Below are 16,421 nucleotides of genomic sequence, written 5' to 3'. Positions count from 1 at the left end.
TGGGTCAGATGGAAGGGCCGGTCAGGAGGATCGGTGCCCCGTCGCATTCATATCAGACGGTGGAAATTATGCCTCACCTGTCCCGCCGCGCCTTTGCGCGTGGCCTTCCGCTCGGCCTTATCGGCGGCGGCCTCCTGCCGCTCATCACCCCGGCCCGCAGCGAGGCGGCGGCTCCCAAGGAGGCCCCTGCGACGGCCCGCGTGACGCCCCTGGCGCAGATCAAAATCGGCCGCTTCACCGTGACCGCGCTCACGGATGGCTATGCGGATATGCCCTACACCTATTTTCCGGGCCGCACGGCCGCCCAGGTTGAACAGGCGGCGACGGCGCAATTCGTTGCGCGGCTGAGCGGCGTCCGCTTCGTGTTCAACCAATATCTGATCGAGGATGGTGACCGCAAAATCCTGCTCGATACCGGGCCGGCCGGCTCGATCGGGCAGACGGGCGCGCTGCCGCAGGCGCTTGCCGCAGCCGGCCTGCGGCGCGACCAGATCGACGCGGTGATCGTGACCCACATGCATCAAGACCACATGGGCGGTCTGATCGTCGGCGGGCAGGCCAACTATCCCAATGCCGATCTGTACATCGACCGGCGCGATGTCGTTCATTGGACCGATCCCGCCAAACGCTCCGGTGCCCCCGATTATCTCCAGCCCAGCTTCCAAATGTCGGCGGAAGTCGTGCGCCTCTATCCGCGGCTGCAGGCGATCGACGGCCAACGCGAGATTGCGCGCGGCATCTCCATCGTCGACCTGACCGGCCACACGCCCGGCCATATCGGGGTGCGGATCGCGGATGCGGGGCAGAGCCTCATCATGGTGTCCGACATGGTCTTCCCGGTGGTGCATCCGGGCGCGACCGATGTGGGCTTCCTGTTCGAGCAGGACCGCGCGGCGGCACAGGCGATGCGGGAGCGCTTTTTTCCGCTCGCCGCATCGGAAGGCGCGCTGATCGCCGCGACGCATATGCCCTTCCCAGGGCTTGGCCGGGTGGTCTCCGACCGAGGGCAGTTGCGCTGGCAGGTAGCCGATTGGGCGTTGCAGACCTGAACCGCCGGTGGCGGCGATGACCGCCATGCCGACCCCGACGGAGCGAAGCGGGCATCATGCGTCACAGATATCTTGAGATCGCCTCGACGCCTTCGGTCAAGGCCGCGCGCGAGCACTATGGCAGCGTGGGCCAGTGGGCGCGCGCGGAGGGCCCCGCAGATCCCGATGAGCCCGCCCGCCACCAACGGCTAGGTTTCGCCGAGCAGGAGTTCATCGCCGCGCGCGATGGCTTCTATCTCGCGAGCGTCTCCGAGACCGGCTGGCCCTATGTCCAGTTCCGCGGCGGGCCGGCCGGTTTCCTAAAGGTCATGGATGATCAGACGTTGGGCTTTGCGGATTTCCGCGGCAACCGGCAGTACATCACGACCGGCAATGTCCAGGCGAATGACCGGGTGTCGCTGTTCATGATGGATTACGCGCATCGACAGCGCCTGAAGATCTTCGGCCGCATGCGCGTCAGCGATGCCGGGGAGGATCCGAGCCTGAGAGAGCGGCTGGCGGTGCCGGCCTATCCAGGGCGCATCGAGCGCCTCGTCTTGATCACGGTGGAGGCATTCGACTGGAACTGCCCGCAGCACATCACGCCGCGCTTCACCGAGGCCGAGCTGGAGGCCGTGCTCGAACCCGTGCGCGAGGAAATAGCGGTCCTACGCCTGGAGAATGAGCGCCTGCGGCGCGAAGTGCATGCTCGCGACTAAGCGCCGAACGTCGACGGTCGAGGCCCGTTGAACAGTCAAATAATCATCTCAGTTGAATGGTCTAGACGGCGCTTTAGGTCGGGGGCGCTTCTTAAGTGGGGCACGCTTCCGTGCTGAATCTCATTTTCATCCAATCCAGCTAACGCAACAATGGCACGGGAGAACAGCGATGGCATCGTCGTCCGAAAAATCGAGCGTGCTCCCGACAGGTGGGGGCGCAGCACTCATGGACCCGTCCGATACGCTGGTCCTTCTGCTCGATCATCAGTCCGGGCTGTTCCAGACGGTCAAGGATATCCCGGTTGCCGACCTTCGCCGCAATGTGGAGATGATTGCTAGACTATGCACGCTCCTGAACATCCCGGTGATCACGACCGCTTCGGAACCCGCCGGCACCAATGGACCACTTATGCCGGAGATCCATCACCTCGCCCCACACGCTGTCTACGTCGCGCGCAAGGGAGAGGTGAACGCCTGGGACAATGACGATTTCGTGGCTCACGTCGAGGCCACGGGACGCAAGACGCTCGTCATGGCCGGTGTCTGGACCAGCGTTTGTGTGATGTTTCCCGCGCTCGACGCCCGCGCGGCGGGATACGACGTCTATGCGGTGATCGATGCGTCGGGGGATCCCAGTGAAATGGTGTCCCGCACGTCTCTCGCCCGCTTCGTGCAAGGCGGCGTAAAACCGACCTCAGCCAATGCGCTATTGTCGGAACTCCACCGAACCTGGGCGCGTCCGGAAGCGGCACATCTCGCCCAACTCTATGGACTGGTCGCGCCGAATTATGCCGCCGTTATCGAGAGTTATCAGCGAGCCAAGGAAGCGGCCGCACCGGCGGGGTAGCCGATCAGGCAGAGCACGCCCGGCGCGGCCGCCCGTTTGCTCGACTTGGCGATGGGAAGGCGTAGCGGCCGTTCATTGGCTGAAGTCTTGTGAAATCGGCCCGGGCGGCTTGGTCTCATGCCCGCCCAGGCCTTGCTCCCGCAGGGCTGAGACCCCGAGCCAACGGGCAACTTCTCTACCCCAAGCCGCGGACAGGTTCCGGCCGCGTTGCCACTCCGCCTAGGAACACCCTGATGCACTCGCGCACATAGTCGCGGCGCCGCTCACTGCCGGGCCACTCCATGGCCCCCCGGCGGGCGGACGCGACCGAGCCGACCACCATGTCCATCAACATGCGAGCTGCATCCTGCACATCCGGCACCTCAATGCGGCCAAGCGCGCACTGACGGGCGATCCATTCGCTGACCAAACTTAACGTGACATGGCGCCCGTATTTTTCGGAGATCGCATCGAGTTCGGGGTTCACTGCCGCCTCGACAAAAAGAAACTGCAGGAAAGCAAAGCGCTCCCGATCGGCATCATCACCGATGTCGTTGAAAAATATGCGGTCCAGGGCCTCCGCAAGAGAGAGATGATCATCATCGCGGGGCAAGGCGATCATGCTCTCGCGGTGGGTCTCGATGATCGCCGCGATGAGATCGGTCTTGCTGGGAAACAACCGGTAGAGCGTCTGCTTGGATATTCGACAACGGGCAGCCACGGCATCGGTCGTCAGTCGCGCATAGCCGAGTTCCCGGAAAATCTGCAGCGCCTGCGCCACGATTTCCTTTCGGCGTGTTGCATCGAGGACCGTCTTAGGCCGCCCCCGTGAACGGCGCAGCGGCGCCCGCGCGTCGATCGAAGTCTGTGACACGAAAACCGTCCCTCCCAGCAGAAATGTTTCCCGCCGACCGCCAGAATTGACAGAACAGCGAGGCGGATAATATAGATACTTATGGGTACTATAAATAGGGATTTCACTGTGGCGTCATATCGCCCGGAGCGTTTGGCGCTCCTTCCCGCCACTTTGGTCGCGCTTCTCGCGCTGGCCGGATGCGACGGGCGTGAGGCTGCAGCACCGCAGGGCTCAGGAGCGCAGGGCCGTCCGCAGGTTGGTGTGGTGACGGCGCACCCGCAATCGGTGGCCATCACCGCCGAGATGCCGGGCCGTACCACCGCCTCATTGGTCGCAGAAGTGCGTCCGCAGGTCGGCGGGATCATCAAGGCCCGGCTGTTCGAGGAAGGCTCTGAGGTCAAGGCGGGCGACGCGCTCTACCAGATCAATCCGGCGAGCTATCAGGCGGCCTACGATAGCGCCGTCGCAGCCCTTCAGAAGGCCGAGGCCGCGGTGCCGAGCGCTCGGTCCAAGGTCGAGCGCTATGAAGGGCTTATCAAGCAGAACGCGGTGAGCAAGCAGGACTACGACGACGCCGTCGCCTCGCTTGCGCAGGCCAAGGCTGGCGTCGCTGCCGCCAACGCGGATGTGGAGACCGCCCACATCAATCTCGACTATACCCGCATCACCGCGCCGATCGCCGGGCGGATCGACAAGTCCTCGCTTACCCCCGGTGCCCTCGTCACCGCCAGCCAGGACACGGTGCTCACCACCATCCGCACGCTTGACCCGATCAATGTCGACGTCACCCAGTCGAGCACCAACCTGCTCAACCTGCGGCAAGCGATCCGCGACGGGCGCATCAAGATCTCCGGCGACATGGTGCAGGTGCGGCTCAGGCTCGATAACGGCGAGACCTATGCCCATCCCGGCACGTTGGAATTCACCTCGTCCTATGTCGACCAGACCACCGGCACCTATGGCGTGCGGGCGCAGTTTCCCAATCCCGAGCGCCTGCTGCTGCCCGGCATGTATGTGCGCGCCCTCATTGAGGAGGGCGTGGCCCCCGACAGCTTTCTCGTTCCCCAGCGCGGCGTGACGCGCAACACCAAGGGCGAGCCGGTGGCGCTCGTCGTCAACGCCGACAACAAGGTCGAGCAGCGCGTGCTCGCGGTCTCGCGCAGCGTCGGCAATAGCTGGCTGGTCGACACCGGCATCCGGGATGGTGACCGCATCATCGTCGAGGGCAGCCAGTTTGCCCGCCCGGGTCAGGACGTCACCCCGGTTGACGTGGTGGTGGACGACACGACGGGCGAGGTGCGCGAGCGCGGCCAGCAGAGCTCGGCGCCGGCCGATTCCGCCGCCAGTTCGACTCCCACGGCGAACTGAGGCGCGTCCATGTCCCGTTTCTTCATCGAGCGCCCGGTCTTCGCCTGGGTTATCGCGCTGCTCATCATGCTCGGCGGCGTGCTGGCGCTGCGTACCCTACCCATTGCGCAGTACCCGCAGATCGCACCGACCACGGTCAGCGTCACCGCCTCCTATCCCGGCGCCGATGCCCAGACGGTGGAGAACTCGGTGACCAAGATTATCGAGCAGGGCATGACCGGCATCGACAATCTCGACTACATGTCGGCCACCTCGACCTCGACCGGCCAGGCGTCGATCACGCTCACCTTCACCAATGTGGCCGATCCCGACATCGCGCAGATGCAGGTGCAGAACAAGCTGCAGCTCGTCACCTCGCAGCTGCCGAGCGTGGTGCAGACCAACGGCATCTCCGTCGACAAGGCTTCCGACGGCTTCCTGATGGTGATCGGCTTTGTCTCAAGCGATGGCCGCATGTCCTCGACCGACGTTTCGGACTATGTGGATTCAACACTCAACGACACGCTGCGGCGCATCGAGGGCGTCGGCTCGACCACGCTGTTCGGCTCGTCCTATGCCATGCGTGTCTGGCTCGATCCGGAGAAGCTCTCCAAGTACCAGCTCATGCCGAACGATGTGGCGAGCGCCATCGAGGCGCAGAACACGCAGGTCTCCGCCGGCCAGCTCGGCGGTCTTCCGGCGCGGCCGGGCCAACAGCTCAATGCCACGGTCACGGCGCGCTCCCGCCTGCAGACGCCCGAGCAGTTCCGCAACATCATCCTCAAGAGCACGACGGACGGCTCGCTGGTGCGCATCAACGATGTCGCAACGGTGGAACTCGGCGCGGAGACCTACACGACGTCCTCACGCTATGACGGCAAGCCGGCGGCAGGCCTCGCCGTCAATCTCGGGACCGGCGCCAACGCCATCGACACGGCGGACAAGGTCAAGGCCGCCATCGAGCGAATGAAGCCGACCCTCCCGGAAGGCGTCGAGGTCGTCTACCCCTACGATACAACGCCCTTCGTCGTGCTCTCCATCGAGGAAGTGGTGCGGACGCTCCTGGAAGCCATCGTCCTCGTCTTCGTGGTGATGTTCGTCTTCCTGCAGAACATCCGCGCGACGCTGATCCCCTCGCTCGCCGTGCCTGTCGTGCTGCTCGGCACCTTCGGCGTGCTGGCGCTGTTCGGCTATTCCATCAACACGCTGACCATGTTCGCCATGGTGCTCGCCATCGGCCTCCTGGTCGACGACGCCATCGTCGTGGTCGAGAACGTCGAGCGCGTGATGGAGGAGGAAGGCCTCTCGCCGAAGGAGGCGACCCGCAAATCGATGGGCGAGATCACCGGCGCGCTCATCGGCATCGCCACCGTGCTCTCCGCCGTGTTCGTGCCCATGGCCTTCTTCGGCGGCTCGGTCGGCGTGATCTATCGCCAATTCTCCGTGACCATCGTCTCGGCCATGGTGCTGTCGGTGTTGGTCGCGCTGATCCTCACGCCGGCCCTGTGCGCGACCCTTCTTAAGCCACCGAAGGAGCACGCCAAGAGCCGCGGCTTCTTCGGCTGGTTCAACCGCAATTTCGACCGCACCACCCGGGCCTACCGCACCGGGACCGCCGGGATGCTGGCGCGGTCGTGGCGCTTCCTCGGGGTCTTCCTCGCCATTGCCGTCGGCATGGGCTGGATGTTCGCGCGATTGCCCAGCTCCTTCTTGCCGGAGGAGGACCAAGGCATCCTCATCACCATGGTTCAACTGCCTGCCGGTGCCACCTCCGACCGCACGGAGCAGGTCCTCGACAAGGTCCGCAAACATTTCCTTGAGGACGAGAAGGACGCGGTGGAAGGGGTCTTCACCGTCAACGGCTTCGGCTTCAGTGGGCAGGGACAGAATCTGGGTATCGCCTTCGTACGCCTCAAGGCCTTCGGTGAGCGCAAGACCCCCGCGGTCGCCGCCAGCGCGGTCGCCGGCCGGGCGATGGGCGCGCTGCGGATGCGCGACGCCATGGTCTTCACCCTCACGCCCCCGGCCATCCAGGGCATGGGCAATTCCGGCGGCTTCAGCTTCTACCTGCAGGACATCACCGGTGCCGGGCATGACAAGCTGATGGCCGCGCGCAACCAGGTGCTCGGCATGGCGGGGCAGGACCAGCGCCTGACCGCCACCCGTCCCAACGGGCTAGAGGACGAACCGCAATTCGTCGTGGACATCGATCAGGAGAAGGCGAGCGCGCTCGGCGTCTCCCTCGCCAACATCAATGACACGCTCTCCACCGCCTGGGGCAGCGCCTATGTCAACGACTTCCTCGATCGCGGTCGGGTGAAGAAGGTCTATCTCCAGTCGGCGGCGGCTTTCCGCATGCAACCGGAAGACCTCGCCAAATGGGAGGTGCGCAATTCCGACGGGGCCATGGTGCCCTTCGCCTCCTTCGCCTCAACCCGCTGGACCTATGGGTCCCCTCGGCTGGAACGGTTCAACGGCGCCTCGGCGGTGGAGATCGGCGGGCAGGCGGCGTCCGGCGTATCCTCCGGCGTGGCCATGGACGCGATAGACGAGATCGTGGCAAAGCTGCCGCCCGGCTTCGGCCATGAATGGACCGGCCTGTCGCATCAGGAGCGGCTCTCCTCGAACCAGGCGACGGCGCTCTACGCCATCTCCGTGCTCGTCATCTTCCTCTGCCTCGCCGCCCTCTATGAGAGCTGGTCGATCCCGTTCGCCGTGCTGCTCTCGGTGCCGATCGGCATCTTCGGTGCGCTGCTCGGCGCCCATCTCTTCGGCCAGACCAACGACGTCTATTTCAAGGTCGGCCTCCTCACCACCATCGGTCTCGCCGCGAAGAACGCGATCCTCATCGTCGAATTCGCCATTGAGCGGCAGGCCCATGGAGCTGGCCTCGTCGAGGCGACGCTGGACGCGGCACGCCAGCGCCTGCGCCCAATCCTGATGACCTCCTTCGCCTTCATCCTCGGCGTGACGCCGCTCGCCATCGCCAGCGGGCCCGGCTCGGGGGCGCAGAACGCCATCGGCATCGGCGTCATGGGCGGCATGATCGCTGCCACCGTGCTCGGCGTGTTCTTCGTGCCGCTGCTCTTCGTGACCGTCCGCCGCATCTTCCCCGGCACGGTGCCAACGGCGGGCGAGGCCGTGCCCACGCATCCGGCTGGGGAGACACCCGATGCTCCATCGCCCTGATCCCTGCCTTCCCGCCGCGCCCTACTCCCGCCCGTCAGGTGAATCGATGCCGATCCCGCCCGTGAACCGCAGCCCCTTCCACGCTGCGCCCACGCGCCTTGCAAGTGTGGTCTTCATCGCCGGGCTGCTGGGAGGCTGCGCGGTGGGACCCGACTACAGCGCGCCCGGGCTGCAACTGCCGGCCAAATGGGGAACGGCGTCCCCGGCGGTGACGGTCACCGGCGAGGAACCGGACAACCGCCCCCCGCAACTCGCCCGCTGGTGGGAACGGCTGGGCGATAAAACACTGAACCGGCTGATGGACGAGGCGGTGGCCAACAATCTCGACGTCGCGACCGCCAAGGCGCGGGTGCGCCAAGCCCGCGCCACGCGGCAGCAGGCCATCGGCGCGCTGGCCCCCTCGGTCACCGGCAGTGGCAGCTATACCCGCGCCGACAATGCCAGCAACATCTCCGATTCCGGCGACGTGACGGTGGCCGGCGCGTTCGATTCTTACTCCCTCGGGACCAATGCGAGCTGGGAACTCGACCTGTTTGGCGAGAACCGCCGTGGGGCGGAGGCGGCAACCTATGGGCTCGACGCCGCCGAGGAGACGCTGCGCAATACGCTGCTCACCCTCATCGGCGACGTGGCGACCTATTATGTCGAGGCGCGCGGCTATCAGGCCCGCGCCGCGCTGGCCCGCCGCACCGCCGCCTCGCAGCGAGAGACCGCCGCGCTGACCCGCACCAAGCTGCAGGTCGGCTCCACCTCCGCCGTCGACGTCGCCAATGCGGAGGGCCAGGCGGCGAGCACCGAGGCCAACGTCCCTGCCCTGGAATCGAACTACCAGCAGACCGTCCACCAGCTCGCCATCCTGCTCGGCCAGCCGCCAAGCGCCCTGAACGAAACGATGAAGCGCAGCGCCCCGATCCCCGCGCCGGTCCGGGCGATTCCACGCGGCATACCGGCCAATGTGTTGCGCTCGCGCCCCGATGTTCGGCTCGCCGAGCGCCAATATGCGCAATACACAGCGAAGATCGGCCAGGCCGAGGCGGCGCTCTATCCGGATGTCAGTCTGGCCGGCGAAGTCACGACCTCGGCCACCAAGGTCGGGGATCTCGCCAAGAGCTCGACCATCAGCTGGAGCTTCGGCCCGAGCGTGAGCATACCGATCTTCAATGCCGGTCAGCTCAAGGCTGCGGTGGATTACGCGCAGGCGCAGCGCGACGAGTATTTCCTCAGCTATCGTGCCGCCGTGCTCAGCGCGTTGCAGGATGTGGAGAATGCCAGCGTCGCCCTGCAGCAGGAGCGCATCAAGTATCGCAGCCTCAATTCCGCCGCCGCCTCATACCGGCAGGCGGCCTCGCTCGCCCGCATCCTCTACCAGAGCGGCTCGTCGAGCTTCCTCGACGTGCTGGACGCGGAACGCTCGGCCTATTCCGCCGACGACACGCTGCTCTCCAGCCGGGTCGCCATTGCCACCGACTATGTCGCGCTCAACAAGGCGCTGGGCGGTGGGTGGACCGGCACGGTGGACGACCGCACGCCGGCGGTGGTGGACACGCAGATGGCGCCGCGGCTGGTCTCGCTCGACCGTGCCGGGCTGAAGCCACGCGACCCGGAGAACCAGGGCCTCAGCGAGGCTTTCGCGCACTGATGGCGCGAAGGCTCTTCCAGCGTCGCGACCGTGGCTGGCACCGCAGCATCGAGCCCGGTCTGAAAATGCAACGACCGCAACTATGCCCTGGCCGCCGATATCATCCCCCCGGCGAGCCAGGACGATACCGCGCTCGTTGAGCGGGGGAGCACGGGAAGCACGGCATCGACGAGCGCCCTGTTGAGCCCGATCGGCCAATCACTGAGCCCTGAGCCGAGATGATCTTGGGGGTCCGCTTTCGGTCAAGCGACTGCGGATTCCTGTGATTGCAAGGACTGCAACGTAAGCGTTTCCGTCAGGCGCAGATGCTCGGTCATTCGTTCGCTTGCGAGCTCCATATCGCGGCTCAAGACAGCTTCGGCCAGTTTCGTGTGCTCGCCGCTCAGGTCGCGGTCGTCCGAAGACATCCGGATGTTTATGCGGCGATACCGCTCGCCCTGCAGGAACAGTTGTTCGCGGATACGCAGAAGCCAAGCGCTGTCGCATGCGGCAACCAACGCATAGTGGAATTTCGCATGAGCCGAAGTCCACTCATCGCTCATGTCATCCGTATTGTAGAGCGTTCGGTTCAGTGCGTGGTTTGCTGCAACGATCGCTGCTTCCCAACTCACATCACCCTCGCTCATCGCGCGCCTCAGGCATTTGAGCTCAATGTCGATCCGGACCGCGGTCAGGTCCTTGACGTCTTCGGCATTGATGGGGGCAACGCGGAAACCCCGTTGCGGCTCTGCGACGACAAGGGATTCCGCAGAAAGCCGAGAAAGCGCTTCCCGCACAACACTCGGGCTTACGCCGAGGCTTCCAGCCAGCTCTTGAATGCGAAGCTTGCGATCGGGCTCGAGCCGGCCCGCAAGAATATCCGACCGGATGTGCCGGTAGGCCGAAACGGTGCGGCTGGGTGAATCCGTCATCCCTCTAATTTGCACCAGAAGCGGTTAAAATCAATCAATCTGAAAAATATCTTTTTTTCGTTGAATATATGACGGCGTTGGGTAAGCTTGTTTTCAAGGCGACACGAGGAGCGCCGCAACGGATTCCGAACGCAGGCAGGCAGGCGCCATTTCTCTCATCTTTTCACGGACCTCACCGAAGTCAGGCGGGGTTCCTCGGAGAAAATGACGCGTTTCCGGCAGGCTGTGACCGAAATCCAGGGAGCCGAACGAGCCCTCAAAGGGAGGAACGAATGCAACAATCAACGTCCAATCGGACGCGGGAGATTCTCGCCAATCCGACGTTTCGAGAACTCACGTCGGCGCGCGCCAGGCTGCGCTGGGGTCTCTCGATTGTGACCTTGGTCATGTTCTTCGGATTCATCGCGCTGATTTTGGGCGCCAAGACCGCACTCAGCGCGAACGTCGCGGGGAGCGCTATACCGCTCGGCCTGTATCTCGCCCTGGCCATGATCGCGCTGGTCGTCATGCTGACCGGAATCTATGTCCAACGCTCCAATGCCCGCTTCGACGAACTCGCCCGTACCTTGAACCGGGAGTTCGGCCAATGATCCTTCGATATCTATTGGCGATTTGCGCCACCTCGTTCCCGTTCGCAGCATTTGCGCAAACGGCGACGGCACCAGCTGCTCATGGGCCCGATTGGATCGCCATCGGCATGTTCATGGTGATCGTGGTTGTCACGCTCATCATCACCTACCGCTCGGCGGGAAAAACGAAATCTAAAGCAGAATTTTACACAGCCGGTCATGCGATCACACCGCTGCAGAATGGTCTCGCGATTGCCGGAGACTTCTTGTCGGCCGCCGCATTCCTAGGGATTTCCGCACTCGTCTATGCCAGCGGATTTGATGGTCTTCTCTATGCGCTCGGCTTCCTCACCGGCTGGCCCATCGTGCTGTTCCTGATGTCGGAGCGTATGCGCAATCTCGGAAGCTATACGTTTGCCGATGCTGTCGCATTCCGCCTCGACCGGACACCTGTCCGGCTGGTGGCCGCGACGGGGAGCCTCGTCGTCGTGCTGTTTTACCTTGTCGCGCAGATGATCGGGGCTGGAAAAGTCATCGAGCTGCTGTTTGGCGTCAATTATCTCTTCGCCGTGGTCGGCGTCGGCATCCTGATGATCCTTTATGTGACCGTCGGCGGCATGCAGGCGACGACTTGGGTGCAGATCACCAAGGCTGTGTTGCTGTTGTGCGGTGGCACGCTGATGGGGCTTGCCGTTCTTTGGCACTTCAATTTCAGCTTCGGCCAATTATTCACCGCTGCCAGTGCGATCCATCCGAAGGGAGCCGCTATTCTCGCGCCGGGTGGTCTCTTTGCCGAGCCCATCTCCGCCATTTCGCCCGGCATGGCGCTGGTGTTCGGAACGGCGGGCCTGCCGCACATCCTGATGCGCTTCTTCACCGTGAAGGACGCTGCGGCGGCACGGAAGTCCGTGTTCTATGCGACAACCTGCATCGCCTATTTCTGTCTGGTCATTCCCATGTTGGGGTTTGGCGCCGTGGCGATCCTGATGGCGGACCCAAGCTATTTCAACGTGGGCGCGTCCGGGCAGTTCAACAAGATCACCGACCTGATCGGCGGCCCGAATATGGCCTCGATCCATCTGGCTCATGCCATGGGCGGCCCGATCCTGCTCGGGTTCATTTCCGCCGTCGCTTTCGCGACCATCCTCGCGGTGGTCGCCGGATTGACGCTCGCCGGCGCATCCGCCGTCAGCCACGACATCTACGGTCAGGTGATAGCCCGAGGCCGCGCGTCGGACACGCGTGAGGTTTGGGTCTCCAAAATCGCCGCACTCGTGATCGGCATCATTGCAGTCCTGCTCGCATACGCCTTCGAAAAGCAGAACGTCGCATTCATGGCGGGTCTTGCTCTTTCGGTGGCCGCAAGCTGCAACTTCCCGGTCCTTGCGATGGTGATTTTTTGGCGGGGCACCACGACCCGCGGTGCCGTCGCAGGGGGATTGGTCGGCCTTTTTGCTTCCGTCATCCTGGTCGTGCTCAGCAAGACTGTCTGGGTGGCCGCGTTCCACTTCCAGGCGCCGGTCTTCCCATACGAAAATCCCGCCTTGTTCTCGATGCCGCTCGCCTTCCTTGTCACCTGGCTGTTCTCGGTGACCGACCGGAGCGCGCGGGGGGCTCACGAACGCGAGGCATTCGACGCTCAGCTGGTCCAGTCGGAGATCGGCATCGTTCGGCCAGCCGAGGAGCCAATCGGAGCGGCTCGGCCGGCGGAAAGCGGAGCTTTCGCAACCGTGAAGACGGCGTAAAGCCCAAAAATCCAACGCAACCAGAAACTTTAAAGGGAGAGATCCATGACACACGCCATTTCGCGACTCCGGGGGCCAATTCTGGGCGGACTTCTGGCCATGGCAATTGTTCCGATGATCGGCTCTTTCACCGCAGCGGCTACGCAGAATATTGAAATCACATCGGCGCCGCTGCCGGTCGAACATATCGTCATCAAGACATCGAAGCCCTACCCGGAGGTCAAGGCCGGGATCGAGAAGCTCGGCCGGCTGGATCAAAGCGTCCGCGTATTGCTTTCGAATAACGATATCGAAGGTTTGCGCGCGGCGCTGAAGCGAATTGCCGGCGAGGATGGACTTGCGATCCATTACATCGCACTGCACGGCGACCTGCTCGCGTTGAAAGGAGAGCGCCGGCCCCTCACCGCCTATTATATTGGCAACGTGTTGTCGGCTGTCGAAATGACCAATGTAAATCCAGCAGCCGGCCTCTATGCACCGCTCCGGGTTGTTGTCTACGCCAATGACCAAGGCGGCACGACCATGGAATACGACAAGCCCAGCTCGATGTTCGGCCAGTTCAAGAATCCGGAAATCGACGCGATGGCGCAATCGCTCGATCAGCGGCTTCTCACCTTCCTGAAGAAAGTAAGCATGTAGGCGACCTCGACGCGCGAACCGGTTTCGCGCACCGCCAACATCCTGTGATCGGAGCGACCATGACGCTGTCCAACACTCTCGACGAAACCCACGATCCGGCACGTCGCAGCTTTGTCGAATCCGCGAACCGCCCGGGAACGGATTTTCCGATCCAGAACTTGCCCTTCGGGGTATTCAGCACGGTAGCCGATCCTCGTCCGAGAATTGGCGTGGCGATCGGCGACCGGGTTTTTGACCTGAAGAGAGCCAGCGGACGAAACGAACGCATCGCCCGACCAACGCTGGACGCGTTGCAGGACGGCTCGCTCAACGTACTCTTCTCGTTGGGCCGGGCCACCTTGCGTGACCTCCGTCTCATCGTTGCCGACATGCTCGATCAAGGCAGTGCCGGCAACGATATTGCGAGCCACGCTGCGGAGTTGTTGACTCCAGCAGAAGCGTGCACATTTCATCTTCCAACCAGGGTCTCGAACTACACGGATTTCTACGCCGGCATCTATCATGCACGCGCGGCAGGCGCGTTGCTGACGCCTGAAAATCCGCTTCCTGATAACTACAAATGGGTGCCCATCGCCTATCATGGCCGGGCGTCGTCCGTGCGGGTTGGTCAGGCCGCAGTGCGGCGGCCGTTTGGGCAGCGCCCACCAATGACGCCCGGTACGGCTCCCAGCTTTGGCCCGTGCGAGCGATTGGATTTCGAGCTTGAGATGGGGTTCTATCTAGCGGGCGGCAATCGCCTCGGCAAGCCAATCCCGATCAGCGAAGCGTCCCAGGAGATCGCCGGCTTTTCGCTGCTGAACGACTGGTCGGCGCGCGACCTACAGCGTTGGGAGATGTATCCGCTCGGGCCGTTCCTGAGCAAAAGCTTTGCAACGTTCGTATCGCCCTGGGTGGTCATGGCCGACGCCCTGGCTCCCTTCCGGGCGCCCGCTCTGGCCCGCCCCGAGGGCGATCCTCGCCCGCTCGATTACTTGCTCGATGCCACGGACCAGGCCGATGGGGGGCTTGATGTCCATCTCCAGGTGCTTCTGTCGACTGCACAGATGCGCAGCATGAAGCAGCCCGCGGTCGAGATCCTGACGTCGAATGCGAAGTATCTCTACTGGACTCCCGCGCAGATGGTGGCTCATCACACGATCAATGGCTGTAACCTGCAGCCCGGTGATCTCATCGGCACGGGCACCATTTCGGGGCCAAGCCCCGAAGAGCTCAGCAGCATGCTGGAGCTCACGACCGCAGGGTCCAAACCGGTTGTGCTTCCGAATGGCGAGCGTCGCGGCTTCCTGGAAGACGATGATGAAATCACCTTTCGCGGGACCTGCAGTCGGGAAGGCTATGTCACCATCGGCTTTGGATCGTGCGTTGGATTAATCGAGGCCGCCAGCGTCGCCGGCATCAACAAGAAGATTGCCTGACAGACTTGGGAGGCCGCAATGGAATGCCCATCGTTTCTCGCATACGCCTATCTTGCTTCACCTGATCTCGATTGGGATGACGTGCGCTATGGGCAGCTGATGACCCTTCTGATAGGGCTCTCACTGACCGTGAGCGCATATGTACTGGCAAAGGTGGTTCTATCCATCGCATTCTAGCGCCAGAGCCGCTGAGGTTGAAACGATGCGAGCGATGAACCCATCTCTAACTCAGAGACGGGAACGTTTTACCGATCAGATTGGGGATGCAATCTGATTGGAACGTGCTCTAGCTACGCGGACTGCGCTCCAGATGACGGTAATCGGAGGGCGAGTGGCCGGTCCACTTCCTGAACGCTTTTCGAAAGCTGGTCGCGTCCGCAAAGCCCACACGTTCCGCAACCTGGTCCATGCCCATATGCGTGTTTTCCAGGAGCTCTATCGCAAGCGACCGGCGCATCCCATCGACGATGGTTTGGTAGGATAGTGCGTCGTCGGCAAGCCTGCGGTGAAAGGTGCGCACGGAAAGCCCTAGCTCGGATGCAATCTCCGCCGCAGCAGGAAACCGGCTGGGACTGTTGAGACAGGTAGCGCGGATCCTGCGAACGAATTCGGATTCACCCGGCCCCTCGGTCATCACGACATTGCAAACCTGCTGGCAGATTTTCGCGGTAATTGGATTCGCGTTCGGACACGGCTGATCAAGGACTTTGGCATCAAAGTGCCATTCCATGCGGTCGGCATCAAAGTCTATGGGGCAATTGAACAAGCGTTCGTAGTTGCGCCAATGCGCCGGCGCGGGGAACGGGAAGAGCATCCGCTTGCTGGGAAAGTGAGACTCGAGGACACGGCTGAACAGCGCGGACATGGAACTCCGCCAGAACTCCGCAGCGAAGGGCAAGACATCGCCCAGCGTGTCGAGGCCATGGCTACGCAGGATGGCCGTTTTGCCTCCTTCAATGCGAAAGCTGATCTGCCGAACGGCGGGCCCGGCCATGGTGACATGATCGAGCGAGAACATGAGTGCATCGCCGAAGGTCAGGCTGGAGACCATCGCGTAACCGTAGATACCATAGTCGCTGATCCGTTGCCGGGCCCCTGCCAGCAGGCCGATATCCGGTCGCTTTGCGAGCCGCTTTGCGTTCCGATAGATGGCCAATCGCTGTCGGTGTGAGATGCGGGCATGCGCATCTTCGAGCTGGGCAGCTTCAACGCCCGTCCGCGCAAACAGGTCCTGGACCGAAATCCCCTCGGCGCCGAGTTCCGCTGCCAGAGCACCGAGACCCAGCAAGTTCTGCGTCGGCGCATCAGGATCTCCAGAGATCGGCGTCACGATCTTAAGCGGCTTCATGGATCCTCCCGAACGCACTGACACAGTTTGACGCCCCTAAAGGGCCGCTCTCGTTCATTTTGGCAGCTTTTGACATCATAATTGGCAGAGCTAGACGTTGTCATCTTTCCGCCATGCGGCGCACCATTCGATGCGTAAAAAACAGCCGGATGCCCAGCAAAATCCGGCGACGCGAGGGAACGCAGATCGA

The 16,421-nt window shown here is 63.1% G+C and carries 13 protein-coding genes; 10 read left to right on the top strand and 3 right to left on the bottom strand.

From position 1 onward, the window contains the following. Nucleotides 1-68 precede the first annotated feature (68 nt). The 3 genes from V5F77_RS22690 (at nt 69) to V5F77_RS22680 (ending at nt 2,594) form a co-directional block, all read left to right on the top strand. Nucleotides 69-1,049, top strand: a complete 981-nt coding sequence (locus V5F77_RS22690) for an MBL fold metallo-hydrolase (protein WP_429007623.1) — start codon at nt 69-71, stop codon at nt 1,047-1,049. Nucleotides 1,050-1,105: 56 nt separating this feature from the next. After that, complete coding sequence (locus tag V5F77_RS22685; protein ID WP_429007622.1) at nt 1,106-1,747, top strand: pyridoxamine 5'-phosphate oxidase family protein; 642 nt, start codon at nt 1,106-1,108, stop codon at nt 1,745-1,747. 169 nt (nt 1,748-1,916) lie between these two features. Continuing rightward, nucleotides 1,917-2,594 carry an isochorismatase family protein gene (locus V5F77_RS22680; RefSeq protein ID WP_429007621.1) on the top strand — a complete coding sequence of 226 codons (678 nt, stop codon included), beginning with the start codon at nt 1,917-1,919 and terminating at the stop codon, nt 2,592-2,594. A gap of 175 nt (nt 2,595-2,769) precedes the next feature. Here V5F77_RS22680 and V5F77_RS22675 read toward each other — a convergent pair whose 3' ends face one another. Further along, nucleotides 2,770-3,447, bottom strand: coding sequence for a TetR/AcrR family transcriptional regulator (locus V5F77_RS22675; protein WP_429007620.1), 678 nt, complete (start codon nt 3,445-3,447; stop codon nt 2,770-2,772). A gap of 108 nt (nt 3,448-3,555) precedes the next feature. Between V5F77_RS22675 and V5F77_RS22670 the strand changes: the two genes are divergently transcribed. From V5F77_RS22670 to V5F77_RS22660, 3 genes are read left to right on the top strand one after another with little or no spacing between them, the layout of a single operon-like run. Further along, a complete protein-coding gene (locus V5F77_RS22670; RefSeq protein ID WP_429007619.1) occupies nt 3,556-4,797 on the top strand; it encodes an efflux RND transporter periplasmic adaptor subunit in 1,242 nt (413 codons plus the stop codon). A 9-nt stretch (nt 4,798-4,806) separates the two neighbouring features. Continuing rightward, complete coding sequence (locus V5F77_RS22665; RefSeq protein ID WP_429007618.1) at nt 4,807-7,965, top strand: efflux RND transporter permease subunit; 3,159 nt, start codon at nt 4,807-4,809, stop codon at nt 7,963-7,965. 46 nt (nt 7,966-8,011) lie between these two features. Beyond that, on the top strand, nt 8,012-9,604 hold the full coding sequence (locus tag V5F77_RS22660) for an efflux transporter outer membrane subunit (RefSeq protein ID WP_429007617.1): 1,593 nt from the start codon (nt 8,012-8,014) through the stop codon (nt 9,602-9,604). Nucleotides 9,605-9,846: 242 nt separating this feature from the next. Here V5F77_RS22660 and V5F77_RS22655 read toward each other — a convergent pair whose 3' ends face one another. Next, nucleotides 9,847-10,515 carry a GntR family transcriptional regulator gene (locus tag V5F77_RS22655; RefSeq protein ID WP_429007616.1) on the bottom strand — a complete coding sequence of 223 codons (669 nt, stop codon included), beginning with the start codon at nt 10,513-10,515 and terminating at the stop codon, nt 9,847-9,849. Between the two features lie 272 nt (nt 10,516-10,787). On the opposite strand from V5F77_RS22655, the gene V5F77_RS22650 reads away from it, so the two are divergent. The 4 genes from V5F77_RS22650 to fahA are packed head-to-tail and all read left to right on the top strand — an operon-like array spanning nt 10,788 to nt 14,883. Next, on the top strand, nt 10,788-11,105 hold the full coding sequence (locus V5F77_RS22650; RefSeq protein ID WP_429007615.1) for a DUF485 domain-containing protein: 318 nt from the start codon (nt 10,788-10,790) through the stop codon (nt 11,103-11,105). Further along, nucleotides 11,102-12,829 (top strand): cation/acetate symporter ActP, encoded by a 1,728-nt coding sequence (gene actP, locus V5F77_RS22645; RefSeq protein WP_429007614.1) that lies wholly within the window; start codon nt 11,102-11,104, stop codon nt 12,827-12,829. The genes V5F77_RS22650 and actP overlap by 4 nt, the downstream gene beginning before the upstream one ends. Before the next feature lie 45 nt (nt 12,830-12,874). Further along, entirely contained in the window at nt 12,875-13,468 is a 594-nt protein-coding gene (locus V5F77_RS22640) for a DUF302 domain-containing protein (RefSeq protein WP_429007613.1), read from the top strand. Between the two features lie 59 nt (nt 13,469-13,527). Then, nucleotides 13,528-14,883: a fumarylacetoacetase gene (gene fahA / locus V5F77_RS22635; RefSeq protein WP_429007612.1), complete on the top strand. Its 1,356-nt coding sequence runs from the start codon at nt 13,528-13,530 to the stop codon at nt 14,881-14,883. Nucleotides 14,884-15,169: 286 nt separating this feature from the next. Here the strand turns inward: fahA and V5F77_RS22630 are convergent, their stop codons facing one another. Next, nucleotides 15,170-16,231, bottom strand: a complete 1,062-nt coding sequence (locus tag V5F77_RS22630) for an AraC family transcriptional regulator (RefSeq protein ID WP_429007611.1) — start codon at nt 16,229-16,231, stop codon at nt 15,170-15,172. Between the last annotated feature and the right edge of the window lie 190 nt (nt 16,232-16,421).

The sequence above is a fragment of the Roseixanthobacter psychrophilus genome (assembly GCF_043195195.1).
Taxonomy (GTDB): Bacteria; Pseudomonadota; Alphaproteobacteria; order Rhizobiales; family Xanthobacteraceae; genus NCEH01.
Note: the sequence above shows the minus strand (reverse complement) of the source record. Positions and strands in the feature narration are given on the sequence as shown.